Origin of the sequence: Ureibacillus thermosphaericus (assembly GCF_002370195.2) — a bacterium.
GTDB lineage: Bacteria > Bacillota > Bacilli > Bacillales_A > Planococcaceae > Ureibacillus > Ureibacillus thermosphaericus.
The window spans coordinates 2,769,564-2,790,695 of sequence record NZ_AP018335.1; the positions used below are offsets into that span (position 1 = coordinate 2,769,564).

Consider the following 21,132-nt stretch of genomic DNA (forward strand, 5'->3'; position numbering starts at 1 on the left):
TATTCTAAATGAGTTAATTTCATAATTCTCACCCCTTGATTTTCAAGGGATTCAAGACAATAAAAAATGGGCACCTCCCAAAATTTCGTTATAATGGTAAGTAACCAAACAAACCATACGAAAGAGGTGAGTACCCTATGACTATTGTAAAACAAATTTCTCTTTTTGACATCCATCAATTATTAGAAATGGAAAGTTCCCATCGTTATGATGCCATTTTTAGTGCTATCGACATTCAACCTATTTTTCAATTGTTTTCTAAAAAGACATTGAAAGGTGCACCACGTGAATTGAATTATGGTGCAATGATTCAATCGCTGATTATTCGTATTGTCGAACGAATTCCAACAATGAAGGATTTAGTCAAACGTTTGGTTCATGATCCTTTATTTCGTTTCGACTGTGGATTCCTTGTGTCTGATGTCGTACCATCTGAAAGCTCTTATTCACGCATGATTCAAGTCATTAGTGAATCAGATGTGCTAGATAAAATGAACGATACACTCATCAAAACAGCGATGTTGGAAGGCTTTCTAAATGATGAACATGTCGCCATCGATGCGAGTCACTTTGAAGCTCGTGATGCTTTCACACCATCAGAAAAGAAAGCACCTAAAACTCCTAAAAAACGTGGTCGTAAAACTAAAGCTGAACGAGCTGTTTGGTTAGCCGAACAAGTAGAGAAAAAAGGAAATCAATCAACCTATGAAAAAGAACTGAAAGAACAGCTGGATATCCCATTAGAAACCCTTTGGAAGGATGTACCGATTGAGCCAAAATGGGGTGTGAAAAAGAATAGTAAAGGAAAAAATACATTCTGGTTTGGTTATAAAGCACATTTAGCTGTTTCGACGAAAAGTCAATATATCATCACTCGTTTGATGTCCTCAGGTAATTTAAGTGATTGTAAAGCTGCGATTCCATTATTGAAAAAACTTCATCACTTAGGAAACGGTCAATTTACAATAGCTATATTTGATGCTGGTTATGATGTTGAACCTATTTACCGTCAAGCCGTATCACAGTCCATGCGAGTCGTGATTCCTTACAACGTTCGCCGAGAAGGAGAATATATAGGATTCGATGAACATTTTCGTCCAACCTGTGTGCGTGAACATAGTTACCAATATGACAGCTTTGACGCTAAGTACAATACATTAAAATTCACACGTCCAAAGGAATGTACAACTTGCCCATTACGAGAAGACACCCTTTGCCAAAAAGTTTTCAAAATCAAATGTGATATAGATATCCGTAAATTTACCTATCCAGCACGTGGGACAGAACGATGGAAACTGCTTTATCAAGAACGTACAGCAGTCGAACGCGTTAACGCTTATTTAAAGGAATACTTTCAATTAAACAATGTCCGTCATCGTACAGGAAAGAAAGCAAAAATGCATTTCAATCTGGTGACGTTAATTTATAATACCTGCAAACTAGCAGTTGATCGAATCAATGCTTTATTACAGCAACAAAACCAAGTTGCATAATTAAAAAAAAAACGAAGTTTTTAGTATAGGGGTACTCTATACTTCAGAAAAACTATGATTTATGAAATTGATTCAAATAGTATATATATTTTTGTTTAAAAAGTAATTTTTTTGAGAATGAATGAAATAAATTATAGAAAAAAAGCTAGTAGCATACGCTACTAGCCTTGTATTACTTATTGTTGAGTTCCACGTAATTGTGACTCAGCCATTTGCACTAGACGTTTAGTGATTTCTCCTCCGACTGACCCGTTTGCACGAGCAGAAGCTTCAGGTCCGAGTTGAACACCAAACTCTTGTGCAATTTCATATTTCATTTGATCTAATGCTGCATTTGCACCAGGAACTAAAAGTTTATTTCTGCTGCTGTTGTTGTTTGTAGCCATCTCTCTCACCTCCTTGTGCATTTAGAATGTGCTGTAATTATTAATTAATACATAAAAGGTGAGAGGTAAATTGTTCATATATTACCGATTCGATGGTACAAAATTATTATATATTATAATAAATGCTTAAATTTCTCTACTTTCATACGTTTTTCAGGCAACGTATAAATTTCGCGATTTTTCACTGCTCGTTCAATATACTCTTCAAAATCTACTTGAGATTCGAAATAAGTTACTCGATCTATTTTTGGTCTTGTTTTCGGATTTGCTGGTGTAAATATTGTACAGCAATCTTCGTACGGTTTAATGGAGATTTCGTACGTGCCAATCTTTTGAGCAATATCAATAATGTCCAGCTTATCGAATGAAATCAAAGGTCGAAGAATCGGTGTATTCGTTACTTCATTGATTGCCGTTAAACTTTCTAATGTTTGGCTTGCTACTTGTCCTAAACTTTCACCTGTAACAAGCCCCAAAGCGCCAATTTCTTCACGAACACGATCTGCAACTTTCATCATCACTCTGCGTGTTGTTGTCATTAACATTTCTTTTGGTACTGAATCTTTAATTAAAACTTGTAATTCAGTGAATGGTATAACATGTAAATGAATAGAAGAACCGAATTTTGTTAATTCATTTGCTAAATCTTTTACTTTTTGCAATGATTGTTCACTCGTATAAGGTGGGCTATAAAAATGAATGGCATCAATTCTTACTCCCCTTTTCATCATTAAATATCCTGCTACTGGGCTATCAATTCCTCCAGAAAGCAATAATAGCGATTTTCCGTTCGAACCTACAGGCATACCACCTGCACCATAAATGATTTCAGACATTAAATAAGCTGCTTCTTTTCGAATTTCAATTCGAAGTTCCACATCAGGATTTTTAACATTTACTGATAAATTTGGATTATGTTTTAATAAAAATCCTCCAACTGCTAATTGTATATCATATGTTTTGAGTGGGTATGTTTTATCTGATCGATGCACTTCCACTTTAAACGTGATTTGCTGATCTTTATAACGATCCATTATTTTTTGGGCTAACTGTTGGATGTTTTCAATTTCCCTATCGCATATAGCAACAGGACTAAACGATTGAATACCAAACACACTAGGCAATTTTTCCATCAATACTTCAAATTGTTTTTCATTATCAAGCTTAATATACATTCGATCCCGCTCTGCTTGAACTGTCAGAGGGGCAATATCAGAAAAAGTATATTTGATATTATTTTTTAATCGGTGAATAAAATCTTTACGATTTCGACCTTTCGTAGTGAGTTCACCATATCGTATTAATATTTCATTCCAAAGCATCATTTTTATACTCCTTTTAATTCTTTCATAACTTCTTTAAAAATTTCTTTAAATTGTTCTATTTCTTTCTCTGTATTTTTTGCGCCAAAACTTATTCGAATAACCCCTTCTTTAAAGTGAGAATCTACATTTAAAGCTTCGACAACATGGCTTGTTTTCTTTTGTTTTGAAGAACATGCGCTAGATGTAGATACAATGACACCTCTTTTTTGCAATGCATTAATTATCACTTCGCCTTTTAAATCTCGCACGCTAAAAGACAAAATATGTGGCGCCCCTTCTTTAGTTGAGAGTAAATAAATATGATCACCGAAAGTATTGAAAAAATCCATCAGATGATCTCGCCACTTTGTAAATTTTGCATAATTTTCTTGTAGATGTTCAGTTGCAATTCGACAAGCTTTTGCTAATGCAACAGCTTGTGGAACAGGGACAGTTCCGCTTCTTAATCCAAATTCTTGATCGCCACCTACAATTAGTGGTGCAATGTTTAATTTTCTTTGAAATGCGATGATTCCTGTTCCTTTTATTCCATGGATTTTATGACCCGAAATTGTTAATATATCCGGTCCGGCATCACCGTTAAATTGAACTTCCAATTTTCCAAAACTTTGTACTGCATCCACATGAAAAATGGCACGAGAATGTTGGTGAATGATTTTGGCTGCTTCCTCAATCGGTTGAATTGCTCCCATCTCATTATTGACGTGCATCATGCTAACAAGAATCGTATCTTTTCGAAGTTTCCTGCGTAATTCATCTATGGATATTACACCCTTATTATCCACTGATAAATACTCGACTTCGTATCCATCTTTTTCTAAAGTTTTATATGCTTCCAACACTGATGCGTGTTCAATTTCAGTTGTAATTATATGTTTCCCAATATGCTTATTTTCTTTTGCAACGCCAAAAATTGCAAAGTTATTTGATTCTGTTCCTCCTGAAGTAAATAAAACGTGTTCCGGTTTTGTTTTGATTATGTGAGCAATTTGATTTCTTGCTGCTTCTAATAATTCATTTACTTCCACACCAAAGGCATGAATTGAAGCAGGATTCGCAAAATAGTTTTTATTTACTTCAAGAAATGTATGTAATACTTCATCATGTGGTTTCGTTGTAGCACTATTGTCAAAATAGATCATGAATACCAACCTTCTATTTATAATTTTTATGACAATTTCAAAAGAAAAGGGTTGTTCAGAAAGTGAACACTTTCCGGACAACCAACCTTCTCATTGTGTACTATTAGCATCAAAAGATTATCCAAAATCTTTCAAATGAATGGATAACAGCAAATTGCAATATCAATTTCCGATAATGCAATTTGTTATTAATATTATATCGTGAATAACCTTACCGTGCATAAACTAATGTTTCGTTTTTTCGAACATTTCTTCTTGAACGAGTTCTTGAATGCGTTGAATTGCTCCTTGTTCCGCCAGTTCCACAGCTTCTGCAGCTTCTTCCAAAGCTTTTACATAGCGGAAATTGTGGAACGATTCTTCCGCTTGAAGCAACAATTCATGGACCCTTGGATTTGAACGATATCGGTTTCCATATTGAATGATGCGCTCTATTAACATCACATTTTCGATCATCTCTTTAGCATGTTTTTGCACATCTTGAATACATTTTTCCGCTTGATCTAAATTGCTATTTACCAAATTCATGTTCAACGGAACTTCTTGGAGGCTTTGCATTACAATAAATAATTGCTCTTCTGCTTCTTCTAAGCGAGCATCCATTTCTTCTGGTATACCCGGAATGTTTGCTCTATGTAACATCCGGTCTGTTTCTTGCAGGATTTTCTTTAAAGACTGAAGTTTTGCTCGAGCTTTATTTTCATCAATTCGCAAATTCTTTAACCGGTTTGAAAACTGATCTTGCACCGCTTGAATTTGCTCAATTTCATTACGAATTTCGATTAATTCTTCTTGCAAACTTGAGTATGCGGATTTTTCTTCTCTTACACGGGATAGCAATACTTCAAATCTTTTTTGTATCACTTCCAATTGTTTTAATCCGAGTTTTGGAATTTCAGCCTCTTCTTCCGGCAAACGATAGCTATTTTGCACATATTCTGCTTCTGTACTTACTTCTTTTGTAGCTTTCAAAACTTCATTTAAAGTTTTGTATGTACTATCGCAATTTTTATCGACATAGTTTTTTGCATAAACTTCTTTTTCAAGTAAATCGTAAAAATTGTCGATTTCATCATTGATTTCTTGGATTCTTGTCGACACATAAGAAATATTTAAATTCGCTAATTCCTCTTCTAATTTCTTTAATTCTTGTTCAATACGGTCAAGGTTCTTTGTTAATTCTAAATGCTGTAAGTAATATGATTGCTCTTCCATTTCTCGATGACCGGTTCTCAATTCATGGATTGATGCTGGTATTTTAGTTTGAATTTCTGTTAATAATGACGGGATTTCACTAATCAATTCATACATATTTTTCGACTTTTCATTGAGTAAAAGAACAATTTCTCTAGCATTTAAATAATTTCCCTCTTCTGTCATTTTTTCATATTCATCAAGCTTTTGAGGAAATTCTTCTAGCATTTTTTCCAAATTCTCAATCGCAGGACCAAAGGAATATTGATGAGCTAGAAGAGTTTTGCGAGCTGAACGATAAAGTTCCTTCAATTGTTCTATTTCAATGCGATTCTTTTCTTCACTGCCAATTAATTCTTCTAATTCAGATAAGATCTCATTTTTGATTTGATCACATTTATCAATATAATCTTCTATATCTTTTTCAATCATCGAAGCTTTTTTAAATTTAAACCGGTCAATATATTCTTCAGCATCGAACAACATGGAATCAATTTTGATGATGTCAACATCTACCACTTCAGTCCATTTATTTCGCCAACGTTCGAATAATTCTTCCGTCTGACCGTTCATATTCAAATTTTTTACCTTTGTTAATTCTTCAAATATAGGATAATGTTGAATTTGTAATTTCTTTTTTTCCAGTCGCTCTATTACAGCATTATGTTTTTTCCGGATGATTAGCCCGAACGTTAATAATGCTAATAGTACGATGATGACAATGATGATATACTTCATCGTAAGCCTCCTATTCCACACTCACGCAAATTGGCTATATGTTATATAATATACCATGTTTTTAAACTTTTGTTTTAAAAAATGAAGTATTTCATGAAAGTAATATAATTCTATTTAAAAGTAAAAGGAGTTGAAAAAAATTGAAAAAAGACGGGCACATTCATACTCCCTTTTGTCCCCATGGAACAGCTGATTCGCTGGAAGGATATATAGAAAAAGCAATTCAACATCAATTTACAGATATTACGTTTACTGAACATGCACCTCTACCAGCAAATTTTGTTGATCCCACACCCGAAAAGGATAGCGGAATGAAACCGGATTTATTGCCAACTTATATAGATACATTGCACAAATTAAAACAACAATATGAAAAAGATATCACCATTCATATAGGTTTAGAAGTGGATTATATTGTTGGTTACGAAAACGAAACGAAAAACTTATTAAATAGTGTTGGTCCTTTTCTTGATGATGCCATCCTGTCCGTTCATTTTTTAAAATGGAAAGATGAATATGTTTGCATCGATTATTCAGAACAAGAATTTATGAAATTTGTAGAAAAAGTTGGAAGTGTTGAAGCGATTTATGAATTGTATTATGATACTGTTATTCAATCAATTGATGTGGACCTTGGTGTATATAAACCTCGTCGCATCGGCCATCCTACACTAGTCCACAAATTTCAACATGCCCATAAAGTTCATGTAGATGATGAACAGCGCATTAAAGAAATATTAAATAAAATGAAGGCATTTGGATACGAACTGGATGTAAATAGCGCAGGGTTAAGCAAAAAATATTGTTTAGAGCCTTACCCACCATTCCCAATGATTGAGTATGCTAAATCGATACATCTGCCACTTGTGTTTGGATCTGATGCTCACTCAATCAATGATTTGCATCAACATTATGAAAAAATTTTCCACAAATAGGAGGTACTATGTTTACGAAAACTGAATATAAAGGTAATCTCAAAGAGCAATATGACATGTTATCCAAGCAACTCTCCGCTTTACTCGAAGGAGAAGATGATATCATTGCGAATTTAAGCAACGCTAGTGCATTGTTAAATCAATTTTTAACAGACATCAACTGGGTTGGATTTTACTTAATGAAAAATGGTGAACTTGTCCTCGGACCATTTCAAGGATTGCCTGCTTGTGTACGAATCCCAGTAGGACGTGGCGTATGTGGTACCGCTGTACAGAAAAGAGAAACGATCGTCGTAGAAGACGTTCACCAATTCCCTGGTCATATTGCATGCGATGCTCGAAGTAATTCAGAGATTGTCATTCCACTAATAAAAAACGATGAAATCATCGGCGTCCTTGATATTGATAGTCCACTGAAAAATCGCTTTACAAACGATGACAAGCTGGGATTAGAAAAATTTGTCCAAACATTAATCCAATATTTATAAAAAAATTACTACGTTTTCGTAACTTTTACGAACGTAGTAATTTTTTATGGCCTCAAAGCCCTTACATCCTCATAAATACAAACCTTATTTTTTCCGCTATTTTTTGCAGCATATAAAGCTTTATCCGCCTGCAAAAATAATTGCTGATATTCCGGTCGATTTTGTTTATGCCAAGTAATTAATCCAGCTGAAACAGTCACTTTAGGAACAGTTATTTTTGGAATTTGCGACACGATTTTTTTAGCTAGATGATATGCTTCCGATTCAGATATATTTGGCACATAAATGCTTAATTCTTCACCGCCCCATCGAGCACAAATCCCTTTTTCTCCAACTTCCTCGATTAACTTTTCTCCAATTTGAATTAATACTTGATCGCCAACTTGATGACCGAATGAGTCATTAATTTGTTTAAAGTCATCAATATCAAGCAATAAAAACATACCGCTTTCATCGTTTGTTAATGATTGATTCACAAATTTATCAAGATAACATCTAGCATAAAGCTTCGTTAAATGATCATGATCGACCATTTCTTGCAATTTATGTCTCAGAATATTATTCGATATCGCTAATGATGAGTGATGGATTAACGATTGCATTAATTTAAAGCTATCAAAAGAGAAAAAGTAAGCGTCTTCATGTAAAACAATGCTAAAGCCGATAATTTTTTGTCCAGCAATCATCGGTATGGCCATCATCGACTTGAATTTCAGATCGCTTGAAATGAGTCGGCTAAAATCTGCGATGAATAAAGAGTCCTTCGATTTTTCAAAATGCTTTGCGACAAAATCAATGTAAAAAATGCCCTCAGCCGATTTAAATAAACTGGTAGAAGCATTTGCTAATTGAAAACATTCCTTCTCCGCAAACACAAAACATAACTCGTTAGGTTGGAAAGATTTCATTAACTGCTTCTTTAAAAACGTAAGCATTTCAACTATATCTAGCTCTGAATTCAATCGATGACTCGTTTCATTAATTAGTTGCAAATCACCGATTAAACGATGAGATTGATGATATAATTTTGCGTTTTCTAATGCATTTCCCGCCGTATGTGTAAGCATTGCAATGTATTCCTTTTCCTTTCTGGAGAATACATATTGGATTGGTGCTTTCACTTGGAAAATACCGTAAATTGCTTGTCTCCCTTTTATCGGTGCGTTTAAAATACAACTGTTTAATTCCTCTGATTTTTCAATCGTAATTTTCCCCGATACAAATGCTTCAACTGTTGCAGCGCGCTCTTTTAAATAGTCAAACTGTTTAATTTTAAGGGAAGTCTTCTGTTCTTGATCATTCGACAATATTAATTCTACTTCAAATTCTGAATAGTTTTCTTGGATTGTGGTAATCACGTTTTCTAATATGATGTCGATATCCATCGTAGAGTGAAATAAATCCGTCATACTATATAATTTTTTAAATTTCTTTTCGTTCGTGCGTACTTCTAAATTATGAATGAATGCTCGAAGAAATTTTGAGATGTTATCGACGAATTCACAAAAAACTTCTGATTCAGAAAACTTTTTCCAAGTAGGACTCGATTGACATAATAATAATCCGAATACTCTTTCTCCTTCTCTGAGTAACACCATATCAGTGAAATCACGATAGTCAAAAAGCTCCTTTAAAGATGGCGGTATGAAAGCCCTAGCTTCGACCATTTGCGGTATCTCTCTCTGTTCTAATATGGAAATTGCGCTTTTATACTGCTTTAACGTATCATTTTCAACGAAGAGAATATCGCATTTCTTTATATTAAAATGTTGTACCAAACACTTTTTAAGCATATTGATAAATTCTTTCAAATCACGCTCATCATCGATGGAGCTAAATGAAAGGTTCAATAATTCCGACTTAAATTCCATTAATTTCAGCCGATCTTCTGACATGAAATCACCTTTTCTTGACTAACAAGATAACAACATACTATTAATTATACCATTTTTTAAAACTAATTTCCTACTTATATTTTAGCTTTAAAGACATATTGTAAAATAAAATTTTCTCTTTTCTGTATCATTGATTAATGTTATGAAAAAAACAGTTGAAATATCTCTAAACATTATCAATTCAATTATTTTCCCTTGACTGAAGTTCTAAAAAATTATAAAATTACCTTCGTGTAAAATAAATGCAGCAGTTGTATAAACTTGTGAATGTATTTTATTCCTCTAATAGTCACTGATTATTAGAAGGTGTATTGAGTAACCCTAACGGCTGCTAGGGCGAAAATACATGAAAATAAAATACACATAAGTTCGGATACAACTGGTTTTGTTTTACAACAAAAAAACCAAAAGGAGGAGACAAGATGTCTCGTTATACAGGACCATCATGGAAAATCTCTCGTCGCCTTGGTATTTCACTAAGCGGCACTGGTAAGGAATTAGAAAGACGTCCTTACGCACCAGGTCAACACGGACCTACTCAACGTAAAAAATTAACAGAATATGGTTTACAGCTTCAAGAAAAACAAAAACTTCGTCATATGTATGGTATGAACGAACGTCAATTCAAAAACCTATTCGTTAAAGCGGGTAAAATGAAAGGTGTTCATGGTGAAAACTTCATGATCCTTCTTGAATCTCGCTTAGATAACTTAGTATATCGTTTAGGTCTTGCTCGCACTCGTCGTGCAGCTCGTCAATTAGTAAACCATGGCCACGTTACTGTTGATGGACAACGTGTTGATATTCCTTCATACAGCGTAAAACCTGGTCAAGTAATTTCTTTACGTGAAAAATCTAAAAACTTACAAGTTGTAAACGAAGCAATTGAAGCAAACAACTTTGTTCCAGAATACTTAACTTTCGATGCAGAGAAAAAAGAAGGTACTTACGTTCGTTATCCTGAACGTTCTGAATTACCATCTGAAATTAACGAATCTCTAATCGTTGAGTTCTATTCTCGCTGATTTATCGCTTTATTACAAAAAGCCCCGGAAACTTTGTTATCAAGTTTCAGGGCTTTTTTCATATGGAAAACTTTATTTCAATTAATAGTGAAACAAACAAATCTGTTAATATCAAGGCATTAAGTATATTCAATCGTTTTGCTATTATGTTTCTTTCGGGTAATTTTCCCCCATTGGCAACGTTTTTTTCGATATCCGATAAACACCGAAACTCTAATCAGCGATAAAAAATAACGGAATATAGCAATTTCAATCATGACCATTAGTAATGCAATCATCACATCTGACCCATGCAGTTTTAATCCTTGAGTATATACTCGCTGGAAAAATGCTGTAAGAGACAATAAGATTCCATAACATGTATAAATTAAAAATAAATTAATCACTCAACTTTCGCAGTCCAAAATCTTGTTTAAATGCTTGATGTAAATGGGTTTTGGAAGTACAAAATTATCATTTGACATTTTTTAAAACATAAAGAAAGACACCTATTCTTTTGGTAAAATATTGGTGACGAAACCAAATCCAAAAGAAAGGTGCCACCATTATGATAACGAATAAAGACTACTTTGCGCAATTACCAAAAGAAATCAAACAAGGATTTTCCGAATTAAATATTGGATATCATTTAAGAAAAGCAAATATTACGAAACTTGCCGGGTATTCTTCTCTTTCTGTTTTCAAACTGATTTTTCTTTTAGTCTTCCAATATAAGAACTGGTTTCGTGCTTTTATGAGTAAACGATCTCAGGATCTGCCCGGAAAGGATACGGTATATCGCTTTTTAAATACACCAACCTATCATTGGAGAAAGTTTCTGCTTTCATTAAGCAGCGAAATGATCCGTCTGCTTAAGCCATTAACTTCAAAAGATCGTGTCACAGCTTTTGTGATTGATGATTCTGTCTTTTCAAGAAACCGTAGTAAGTCGGTTGAACTGTTGGCCAGGGTATTTGATCACTCTACGCATCAGTACTTGAAAGGGTTTCAAATGCTTACCCTTGGCTGGACCGATAGTTTTACTTTTATTCCTATTGATTTTGCTCTTCTAAGTTCACCGAAAAAGGAAAATCGCCTGCAAGAAATCAATACCAATATTGATAAACGAACATCTGGCTATAAGCGTCGCCAGGAAGCTCTGAAATCAAAACCGGACGTGGCTTCAGCTTTACTTGATCACGCCTTTGAAAAAGGGATTGTAGCTGACTATGTGCTCATGGATTCTTGGTTTACACAAGCGCCTTTAATTGAGAAGATTACGAACAAAGGGTTATTTGTCATTGGCATGGTGAAGCAATTAAAGCAGCGATACGTTTACGATGGTGAACGTTTCACACTGAATCAACTTTACAAATTGGCAAAAACGCACATGGGTAAAAAAGACATTCTCGGATCCATTTATGCTACTTTAGACAATGGAATTCCAGTAAAAATTCTATTTGTACGAAACCGTAATAAACGGAGCGAATGGCTTGCCATTCTCAGCACAGATACAACATTAGAAAATGAAGAGATCATTCGTATTTACGGCATGCGTTGGGACATTGAAGTCTTCTTCAAATGCAATAAATCCTTTTTAAATTTAGGGAAAGAATTCCAGGGTCGTTCATACGACATGTTAATTAGCCATACAACCATTGTTTTTACACGATATATTCTCATTGCATGGCAAATGCGAAAAGAGGAGGATCCTAAGACGATTGGCAACCTTTTTTACATCCTTTGCGAAGATGTAAAAGACATAGATTTTATTACTGCCCTTCAATCGCTTATTGACCTTTTCCAAACTTTGGCGGAAGCCAAGGTTTCTTTAAACATGGACATCTTTAAAAATCAAATGAATAAATGGTTGGTTACTATACCTAATTATATCAAGCAATGCTTAAATATTACTGTGTGCGAAAGTTGAGTTAATCATAAATGGAACATTCAATAAATCGAATGATTCCAATTACCATCATTATTAAAGTGAATATTGTTAAATAACAAAATTACATTTATTTACAATTTTTAATCTTTTTGGTTTAATTGTTTCGTAACATGTCAATAAAATATTATGTAGAATTAAGTGCATTATTACTATTTTGGTATTAATAAGTAAGTCTTAATGAAAGAAAATTTCAAAACCCCATTATATCTACTATCTAATTGGGTGGAATTTTTTTCACAAGGACAAAAATTAAGGCTTGATTGACATCATTTGTCAATCAAGCCTACTCGTTTATTTCTATCAAGTATTAAACGTATTTAACCATATGATATTTCTTTTTACCACGTCGGATAATTGTAAATTCATCGTCTAAACGATCTTTGCTACCAACAATGTAATTTACATCAGTTACTTTGTCTCCATTAATAGAAATGGCTCCATTCGCTACGTCTTCTCTTGCTTGACGTTTTGATGGTGAAATATTTGCTTCTACTAGTAAATCTACAATATTTTTGTCTTCTTTCGTGATTTCTGCAGTAGGTACATCTTTAAATGCATCTCTCATTTCGCTGGCAGATAGTGATTTTAAATTCCCTGAGAATAGTGCATCTGTAATGCGTTTTGCTGTTTCGAGCGCTTCTTCGCCGTGAATTAGTTTTGTCATTTCTTCTGCTAATACCTTTTGCGCTTTGCGTAAATGTGGTTCTTCTTCCACAGATACAGCAAGAGCTTCAATTTCCTCTTTGCTTAAGAACGTAAAGATTTTTAAATATTTAACAACATCCGCATCAGCTGTATTAATCCAGAATTGATAAAATTCATATGGACTAGTTTTCTCAGGATCTAACCAAACTGCACCGCTTGCCGTTTTACCAAATTTTGTGCCATCCGCTTTTGTAACAAGCGGCATTGTAATACCGTAAGCCTTAGCCTCTTCATTATGTGTTTTGCGGATGATTTCAAGACCTGTTGTAATGTTGCCCCATTGGTCTGAACCCCCAACTTGTAATCGCACATTGTAATGATCATATAAATAATTAAAATCAATACCTTGCAATAAAGTGTAAGAGAATTCAGTAAATGAAATACCTGATTCAAGACGAGAGGCAATGGTATCTTTTGCAAGCATGTAATTAACATTAATAAGCTTTCCGTAATCACGCAAGAAATCGATGACATTCATTTGGCTAATCCATTCATAGTTATTCACTAAAATAGCACTGTTTTCACTATCACCGAATTCAAAAATGCGCTCCATTTGTTTTTTTAGTCCATTAACATTTTTTTCTATTTGTTCTTTTGTAAGAAGTTGGCGTTCTGTAGATCTTCCAGATGGATCACCAATCATTCCTGTTGCCCCACCAACAAGTAATACAGGTTTGTGACCTGCTTGTTGGAAACGACGCAGTGTCAGTAGTGGCACAATATGGCCAATGTGCATGGAATCAGCTGTTGGGTCCACCCCTACATATAATGATATTTTTTCTCCACTTAATAGTTTTTCTAATCCTTCTTCATCAGTTTGCTGATATATTAAACCACGCCATTTTAAATCTTCTAATAACGCATTTGTCATACTTGATTCCTCCTATTTTGTATTTATTAATGAAAAGGGATATAGTTTGTTCAATACATATTTCACCAAAGCTAGGTCAAAGAAATTTTGCAATAAAAAAACTGCATGCAATCATGCATGCAGGGACGCTATTCACGTGGTACCACCCAGCTTGGAGAAACTATCTCCCACTCATTCATCCTTATCGCGGAAAACGTTCAAGCTCCAAGAACGTAATTCATGTCTTCATTATGACTAGCTTGCACCAACCGCTAGCTCTCTAATACAGTGAATGAAAACACTACTTCAATCTCTTCAACGCTTGAAAATATATGTAAATCATAAAAAACTATAAGTCATATTGTACTCGTAAAATTTTCATTGTCAACAACTATACTCCGATTATATAGAATTGTGCTATAATATACAAGATTTTAGGAGGGGATTGAGTGAGAGAGTGGCTTCAACAATTTATCAATAAACTAATACAAATAAACGAAAAAATTGAAACGATAGCTACATCTAAAGATACAAGCAAGTTGCGCATTACATTAAGTGTGCTTTGGAATCTAGGACTCGTCTTTTTGATACTTTTTTTAACCGGCTTTGTATTTGTATTTTCCATTGGAGTAGGCTATTTTGCATCATTAGTAAAAGACGAGCCTCTGCACACGAAGGAAGAAATGCGAAAACAAATTTATAACTATGAAGAAACTAGTGAAATGTATTTTGCCGGAAATATTTACATAGGCAAAGTTCGCACAGATTTAGATCGACAAAAAACAACGCTTGATCAAGTATCACCCCTTTTAGTGCAGGCAGTCCTTGCAACGGAAGACGAATACTTTTATGAGCACAATGGAATCGTGCCAAAAGCGGTACTTCGAGGATTAATTCAAGACTTTACAAATGCTTCAACCCAAACTGGTGGTTCTACTTTAACGCAGCAACTTATTAAGAACCAAATATTAACGAATGAAGTGTCATACGAACGAAAAGCGAGAGAATTGTTGCTTGCATTCCGTCTTGAACATTTTATGACAAAAGATGAAATTTTAGAGGCGTATTTAAACATTATTCCATATGGCAGAAATGCTTCTGGCCGGAATATTGCAGGAGTGGAAACAGCAGCGAAAGGAATTTTTGGTGTAAGTGCAAAGGATTTAAATTTACCGCAAGCTGCATACATTGCCGGAATTCCACAAGCACCTTTTGCTCATACTCCTTATACGCAAAAAGGACAACTAAAAAGTCCAGAAGGTTTACAACCTGGAATCGAACGAATGAAAACCGTCTTATATCGAATGAAAGAAGTTGGCTATATTTCAGAAGAGGAATATCAAGAAGCTCTCAACTATGACATTACAAAAGATTTCAAAGAACCAGAATCACAAACGTTAAATTACCCATATCTAACTTTTGAAATCGAACGCCGGGCAAAAGAAATTATGGCAAGAGTATTAGCTGAAAAAGACGGCATCGATCCTAAACGTCTTGATGAAGAGGAAAATCTTTACGAAAAATATATAATACTTGCGGACAGAGATATACGTTCAGGCGGCTACCGCATATATACGACAATCGATAAAGACTTATATGATGCAATGAACAATGCAGCAAAGGAATTCCAATATTATGGTCATACTTTTACGAAAACAGAAATTGATCCAGAAACAAAACAAGAAGTTGAAGTCCCTCTTCCTGTGCAAGTAGGCAGTATACTAATCGAAAATAAGACAGGAAAAATATTGAGCTTTGTTGGAGGAAGAGACTTTGAAATTACCGAGTTAAACCATGCAACTCAAGCATATCGTCCGAATGGTTCAACGATGAAACCGCTACTTGTTTATGGTCCAGCGATCGAATATGGTGTGATTGGCGCAGGAAGTCCTGTTGTTGACGTCAAATTCAAGTATAAAGGCTGGGCTCCAACTAACTATATCCAAAACGAAGAGCGGGGAATCATACCGGCTAGGGTAGCATTAGCTCACTCTCAAAACTTAACAGCAATCCGTTTATACGACCAAATTATCGACAGAAGACCTGCTGAGCTATTAAAGAAAATGGGATTCTCAAAATTAACTGAAGGGGATTTTGTTAATCTAGCTACTTCTATCGGAGCATTAGAATACGGAACAACAGTGGAAGAAAACACAAACGCTTTTGCCACATTTGCAAATGGTGGGAAATTTATTGACGCTTATATGATTGATCGGATAGAAGATGTAGACGGCAATATTATTTACAATCACACTCCAGAGCCAGTTCAAGTGTTTTCCCCTGAAGCATCATACATCATTACTGATATGATGAGAGATGTATTGGAATATGGTACTGGTACTAGAGCACGCAGTACATTAAAATTCTCATCTGACTTTGCAGCAAAAACAGGTACAACTCAAGAATACAAAGACGTATGGTTCGTTGGATACAATCCAAATGTTTCTTTAGGGGTTTGGTTAGGTTATGACCAACCGAGAACTTTATATCAATTTAACAATATATATTTCCAACCAAGTACTCGTGTAAATTTATTATGGGCAACTTTAATGAATGCGGCTTACAATGTAAAACCCGAATTCATTGGTACGAAAGAGCGATTCCAACAACCGAAAGATGTCGTACATGCATCCTTCTGTGGCATCTCAGGAATGGCGCCATCAAACGCATGTAGTAATGCTGGTTTAGTACAAAATGACTTGTTTATTCGTAAATTTGTTCCATCCAAAGTAGATAATAGCTTCATCTCTTCTGAAACGAGAACGGTTAACATCAACGGTGAATCTTATCTTGCTTTGGATTCAACACCATCTGAATTTACTTATACTTCTAGCGGAATTTCATTAAATAAAGAATTTGTTGATAAATTACTAGGCCGTCTCGGCGGAAATCCTGATAAACTCTTAGGAAAACAATCAATCCAAGTTGCATCTGCAAAGAGCTTTGACGCAGACCAAGTTGCACCTCAACCAGTAAATGCAACAATTAAAGGAAATGTTTTATCATGGTCATCTTCCGCTTCCAATGACGTTGTCGGTTATCGTGTTTACGACCTTTCCGACGGCGGTAAAAAATTAATCGCTTCCGTTAAAAGTGATACTCGCAGCATTACTGTTGGAAAAGGAAAATACGGAGTCGTCGCAGTTGATATTACGGGAATAGAATCCGCCATTTCCAACGTGCAAGCAGGAGAACCGTTACAAGAAAATCCTAAGGACGATCATAACGAAAACGAACAACCAAACGACAACGAACAAAATGAAACTGAAAAAGAAGAAAATGACCAGAACCATCAATAAAAACTGTTATTCCACAACAATGGCAACCCACATCATCATTTATAAACACGTCGTCTGAAATGATTTCAAGACGCCAATTGTAACACTATCGCAGGAACAAGTGTTATAAAAAAATAAGTGAGGGCGTCTGAAAAAAAGTGATATGCTCCCTATTAGGTAGACAGATGAAAAAATAAAAATTCATCTAACCTAATAGGGGGCTTTCATTATGACCTTTTACAAGTATCCTAAAGAGTTCATGTTAAAACTGATTCATTTTTAAGTGCCATTATTGATTTGTATGATGGTTCTATTGTGAGTTATGAATTGGGTCATTCCAATAATTATCAATTAGTTTTTGAACATAAAGTATGTCTCGTGTGGGTCCATGCATCGATAACGCTCCAATTGAATCCTTTTGGAGTAAATTCAAATGCGAAAAATATCATTTGAATACCTATGATTCATACCAAGCACTGAAACAATCGATTGATGAATATATTAACAATTTCCGTTATCAGAAAAAATTAAACGGCTTAAGTCCCTTAGAATACAGGGCTCAAGCCGCTTAGTAACATTTTTATTTTTTACACTGTCTATTTGACAGGAAGCAGTTCACCCTTTCTTTTTATGCGAATACCTTTTTTAAAATGTCGATGGCTTGATCGATTTCTTCATAGCTTACCGTTAGAGGAGGCAATAATCGAATTACTTTTGTACCAGCCGAACAAACTAATAAACCAGCTTCTTCTAGTTTACTAATAGCTGGCGCCACTTCATTTTCCCCTTCTAAACCAATCAATAACCCTCTACCTTTAACTTTAAATTCTCCATTATGGAAAGCTGCTTTTAACTTTTCACCAAAATAATCTGATTTCTTTTTTACTTCATCTAAAAATTCTTGTTGGAATACAATGTCAATAACTTTTTGAGCAACAGCAACAGCTAACGGATTTCCTCCAAAAGTTGTACCATGTGTACCTGGACTAAAAGTATCAAACAATTCTTTTGTTCCTAATATACCACCGATTGGAAATCCTCCTCCGAGTCCTTTAGCTATTGACACAATATCCGGTTTTAAAGGGGTTTGTTCGAAGGCGAAACGGGTACCTGTTCTACCGATTCCTGTTTGAACTTCATCAATGATTAATAAAATTCCATTCTCTGAACAAATCTCTTGAATAGCTTCAGCAAACTCATCGGTAACCGCATTGACCCCGCCTTCACCTTGAATGACTTCAAGCATGATGGCAGCAACTGTATCATCAATTACACTCTTTAATGCATCCACATCATTAAATGGTAGATACGTAAATTTGTCCACTAACGGACCAAAACCGTTATGAATTTTTCCTTGTCCTGTTGCACTCATTGAACCAAATGTACGGCCATGGAATGATTGTTGAAAGGTAATAATATGGTGTTTTCCAGTATGTTTACGTGCGAGCTTAATAGCCGCTTCATTTGCTTCTGCTCCGCTATTACAGAAAAATGCGTATGAAAAGTGTGTATCCTTTACGAGTGATTGCGCTAGTTTTTCCTGACCCGGTATTTGATATAAATTGCTAGTATGCCAAATTTTCTCGCTTTGTTCCTGAATTGTTTTGACAAGTTCCGGATGAGCATGACCCAATGATAATACAGCAATTCCGCTTGTAAAATCCAAATATTCTTTGCCATTTTGATCTTTGACGATGGTCCCTTTCCCTTCAACAAGAGCAATGGGTCTTCTTGCGTAAGTATTAAAAAGTGCACTCATTTTACTAACTCCTTACTGATTATTGTTGTCCCTGTTAACGTATCATCAACGATTTCTACTTTCGGGATGCCTGCTTTTAATACTCGAATCGCTCCCTCTACTTTTGGTATCATCCCCCCTGTAATTTCGCCTTCTTCAATCCACCGATGAATGAGTTCAGGTGTAACTTCTTTTTGATACTTTCCACCAATGCGAATTCCAGCTACATCTGTAACAAGCAGTAAACGTTCAGCACCTACTGCCAACGCAATTTCGCTAGCTACTGTATCACCGTTAATATTTAATCCTTGTCCTTCTTCGGAAACGCCGATGCAACTAATGACCGGCACCACTTTCTTTGTGGTAAGGATATCGATAATATCAGTATTTATATGCTTTATTTCTCCCACATATCCATAAGTTTCATAGTCTAGTAATTCACACTGAAGAAGATTCATATCAAATCCGTTTATACCGATTGCTTGAATGCCTGCTCGATTTAAATCGTAAACGAGTTTCGGATTCACTTGGCCAATTAAAATCGACTGAACAACTTCCATTGCCTCTCTATTTGTTACTCGAATACCATTTATTTTATGCGATGAAACTTTCCTTTTTTCCAATTCTCGGTTTATGGCCGGACCTCCGCCATGGGTAATGATGATATCATAACCTTCTTCTTGTAATGTTTTAAAATTGGAAAAGAAGGCCTCATTTAAGCCTTCTAATGTACTTCCACCTAATTTAATGACAATTCGTTTACGAACGGTAGCTTGCATTGATTTGTACATAGTCATAAGATAAATCGCACCCCCATGCAAACCCGTGTCCTTCTCCTTGACTTAATGAAACATAAATTTTTATTTCATTTGCCTTTAAAATTTTTATTAGTTCTTCTTCATTAAATGGAACGGGTTCACCATTTTCCACCATTTTTTTATCACCAATTTTTATCATAATTTTGTCTGGGTCAACTGTTGCTCCACTATAACCAACAGCCGCAATAATGCGTCCCCAGTTAGCGTCACAACCAAATACCGCCGTCTTCACTAATGGAGAGCCTACAACCGTTTTTGCAATTTTTCGTGCTTCTTCATCTGAAACAGCCCCATCTACTTCTACCTCAATTAGTTTTGTTGCGCCTTCTCCATCTCGTGCAATTGCTTTTGCCAAATCTTCTGCAACCATTTGTAAAGTTTTATAAAAATTGTTCCAGTCTGGGTGTTCCGGTGTTAATGGGTTATTCCCTGCTAAACCATTCGCCAACACCAATACCATATCGTTAGTTGAAGTATCTCCATCAACTGTAATACAGTTAAAAGTTAAGTCTGTAATTTCTGATAACGCTTTTTGTAATACATCGGATTCGATATTCGCATCTGTTGTAATAAATCCAAGCATCGTCGCCATATTTGGTTCAATCATTCCAGAACCTTTTGCTGTACCTGAAATTACGACTTCTTTTCCATCGATAGTTGTGGAATAAGTTGTGTTTTTCATGACCGTATCTGTCGTTAAAATTGCTTGTGCAAAATCGATGCCATTTTCCAATGTATTTCCTATCTCAATTTTTTTCACACCTTCACGGATGTAATCCATCTTTAGCATCTCACCGATAACTCCAGTAGAAGAAACTCCCACTAATTCAGGATCGATACCTAATTTTTCTGCAGCTAATTTTTGCATTTCATAAGCATCAAGCAACCCTTGTTTTCCTGTGCAAGCATTGGCATTACCAGAGTTGACAATTACCGCCTGCATTTTTTTCGTTTCATAAACAACTTCTTTCGTTACTTTAATCGGTGCAGCTTGCACTTTGTTTGTTGTAAATACGCCTGCAACACTCGCTGGTACTTCACTATATAAAAGTGCTAAATCCTTTTTCTTATGTTTAAGTCCACAATGGATTCCAGCAGCTTTAAACCCTTTCGGTGATACAATATTTTTACTTGATAGCTTCATCTCTACTATAGATTCCATTTTTTCTCCTCCATTTCTCTCAAACGCAAA

The 21,132-nt window shown here is 35.1% G+C and carries 16 protein-coding genes, 1 pseudogene and 1 other annotated feature; of the genes and pseudogenes, 7 read left to right on the forward strand and 10 right to left on the reverse strand.

The window, feature by feature from the left end; translation table 11 throughout:
* The first annotated feature begins 137 nt into the window (after positions 1–137).
* Positions 138–1,493 (forward strand): transposase, encoded by a 1,356-nt coding sequence (locus tag UtA1_RS13320; protein WP_096551547.1) that lies wholly within the window; start codon positions 138–140, stop codon positions 1,491–1,493.
* Between the two features lie 176 nt (positions 1,494–1,669).
* Here the strand turns inward: UtA1_RS13320 and UtA1_RS13325 are convergent, their stop codons facing one another.
* From UtA1_RS13325 to ezrA, 4 genes are all read right to left on the reverse strand, one after another.
* Positions 1,670–1,879, reverse strand: a complete 210-nt coding sequence (locus UtA1_RS13325) for an alpha/beta-type small acid-soluble spore protein (protein WP_016837103.1) — start codon at positions 1,877–1,879, stop codon at positions 1,670–1,672.
* Between the two features lie 113 nt (positions 1,880–1,992).
* Positions 1,993–3,201, reverse strand: a complete 1,209-nt coding sequence (gene thiI / locus UtA1_RS13330) for a tRNA uracil 4-sulfurtransferase ThiI (protein ID WP_026018967.1) — start codon at positions 3,199–3,201, stop codon at positions 1,993–1,995.
* 5 nt (positions 3,202–3,206) lie between these two features.
* Complete coding sequence (locus UtA1_RS13335; protein ID WP_096551549.1) at positions 3,207–4,346, reverse strand: cysteine desulfurase family protein; 1,140 nt, start codon at positions 4,344–4,346, stop codon at positions 3,207–3,209.
* Positions 4,347–4,571: 225 nt separating this feature from the next.
* Complete coding sequence (gene ezrA, locus UtA1_RS13340) at positions 4,572–6,278, reverse strand: septation ring formation regulator EzrA (RefSeq protein WP_016837100.1); 1,707 nt, start codon at positions 6,276–6,278, stop codon at positions 4,572–4,574.
* Between the two features lie 140 nt (positions 6,279–6,418).
* Between ezrA and hisJ the strand changes: the two genes are divergently transcribed.
* Both hisJ and UtA1_RS13350 read left to right on the forward strand, forming a co-directional pair.
* Entirely contained in the window at positions 6,419–7,213 is a 795-nt protein-coding gene (gene hisJ, locus UtA1_RS13345) for a histidinol-phosphatase HisJ (protein WP_096551551.1), read from the forward strand.
* A gap of 8 nt (positions 7,214–7,221) precedes the next feature.
* Positions 7,222–7,701 (forward strand): GAF domain-containing protein, encoded by a 480-nt coding sequence (locus UtA1_RS13350; protein ID WP_096551553.1) that lies wholly within the window; start codon positions 7,222–7,224, stop codon positions 7,699–7,701.
* Positions 7,702–7,745: 44 nt separating this feature from the next.
* Here the strand turns inward: UtA1_RS13350 and UtA1_RS13355 are convergent, their stop codons facing one another.
* Positions 7,746–9,596, reverse strand: coding sequence for a sensor domain-containing diguanylate cyclase (locus UtA1_RS13355; RefSeq protein WP_096551555.1), 1,851 nt, complete (start codon positions 9,594–9,596; stop codon positions 7,746–7,748).
* Between the two features lie 422 nt (positions 9,597–10,018).
* Between UtA1_RS13355 and rpsD the strand changes: the two genes are divergently transcribed.
* Positions 10,019–10,621, forward strand: a complete 603-nt coding sequence (gene rpsD / locus UtA1_RS13360) for a 30S ribosomal protein S4 (protein WP_016837096.1) — start codon at positions 10,019–10,021, stop codon at positions 10,619–10,621.
* 119 nt (positions 10,622–10,740) lie between these two features.
* Here rpsD and UtA1_RS13365 read toward each other — a convergent pair whose 3' ends face one another.
* Positions 10,741–11,007, reverse strand: a complete 267-nt coding sequence (locus UtA1_RS13365; protein WP_197722721.1) for a hypothetical protein — start codon at positions 11,005–11,007, stop codon at positions 10,741–10,743.
* A 161-nt stretch (positions 11,008–11,168) separates the two neighbouring features.
* On the opposite strand from UtA1_RS13365, the gene UtA1_RS13370 reads away from it, so the two are divergent.
* Complete coding sequence (locus tag UtA1_RS13370; RefSeq protein WP_096551558.1) at positions 11,169–12,530, forward strand: IS4 family transposase; 1,362 nt, start codon at positions 11,169–11,171, stop codon at positions 12,528–12,530.
* A gap of 328 nt (positions 12,531–12,858) precedes the next feature.
* Here UtA1_RS13370 and tyrS read toward each other — a convergent pair whose 3' ends face one another.
* Positions 12,859–14,127, reverse strand: a complete 1,269-nt coding sequence (gene tyrS / locus UtA1_RS13375; protein ID WP_096551560.1) for a tyrosine--tRNA ligase — start codon at positions 14,125–14,127, stop codon at positions 12,859–12,861.
* A gap of 118 nt (positions 14,128–14,245) precedes the next feature.
* Positions 14,246–14,434: a binding site (T-box leader), on the reverse strand.
* A 121-nt stretch (positions 14,435–14,555) separates the two neighbouring features.
* On the opposite strand from tyrS, the gene UtA1_RS13380 reads away from it, so the two are divergent.
* Complete coding sequence (locus tag UtA1_RS13380; RefSeq protein ID WP_096551562.1) at positions 14,556–17,405, forward strand: transglycosylase domain-containing protein; 2,850 nt, start codon at positions 14,556–14,558, stop codon at positions 17,403–17,405.
* A gap of 252 nt (positions 17,406–17,657) precedes the next feature.
* A pseudogene (locus tag UtA1_RS13385) lies at positions 17,658–17,956 on the forward strand (IS3 family transposase); the annotation flags it as partial.
* A 56-nt stretch (positions 17,957–18,012) separates the two neighbouring features.
* On the opposite strand, the gene UtA1_RS13390 reads toward UtA1_RS13385, so the two are convergent.
* Genes UtA1_RS13390 through argJ form a run of 3 tightly spaced genes read right to left on the reverse strand, consistent with a single transcriptional unit; the run spans position 18,013 to position 21,102 of the window.
* Entirely contained in the window at positions 18,013–19,143 is a 1,131-nt protein-coding gene (locus UtA1_RS13390; protein WP_096551566.1) for an acetylornithine transaminase, read from the reverse strand.
* Positions 19,140–19,919, reverse strand: a complete 780-nt coding sequence (argB, locus tag UtA1_RS13395; protein ID WP_096551568.1) for an acetylglutamate kinase — start codon at positions 19,917–19,919, stop codon at positions 19,140–19,142. Before argB ends, UtA1_RS13390 begins: the two co-directional genes overlap by 4 nt.
* Entirely contained in the window at positions 19,882–21,102 is a 1,221-nt protein-coding gene (gene argJ, locus UtA1_RS13400; protein WP_096551570.1) for a bifunctional ornithine acetyltransferase/N-acetylglutamate synthase, read from the reverse strand. Before argJ ends, argB begins: the two co-directional genes overlap by 38 nt.
* Positions 21,103–21,132 lie beyond the last annotated feature (30 nt).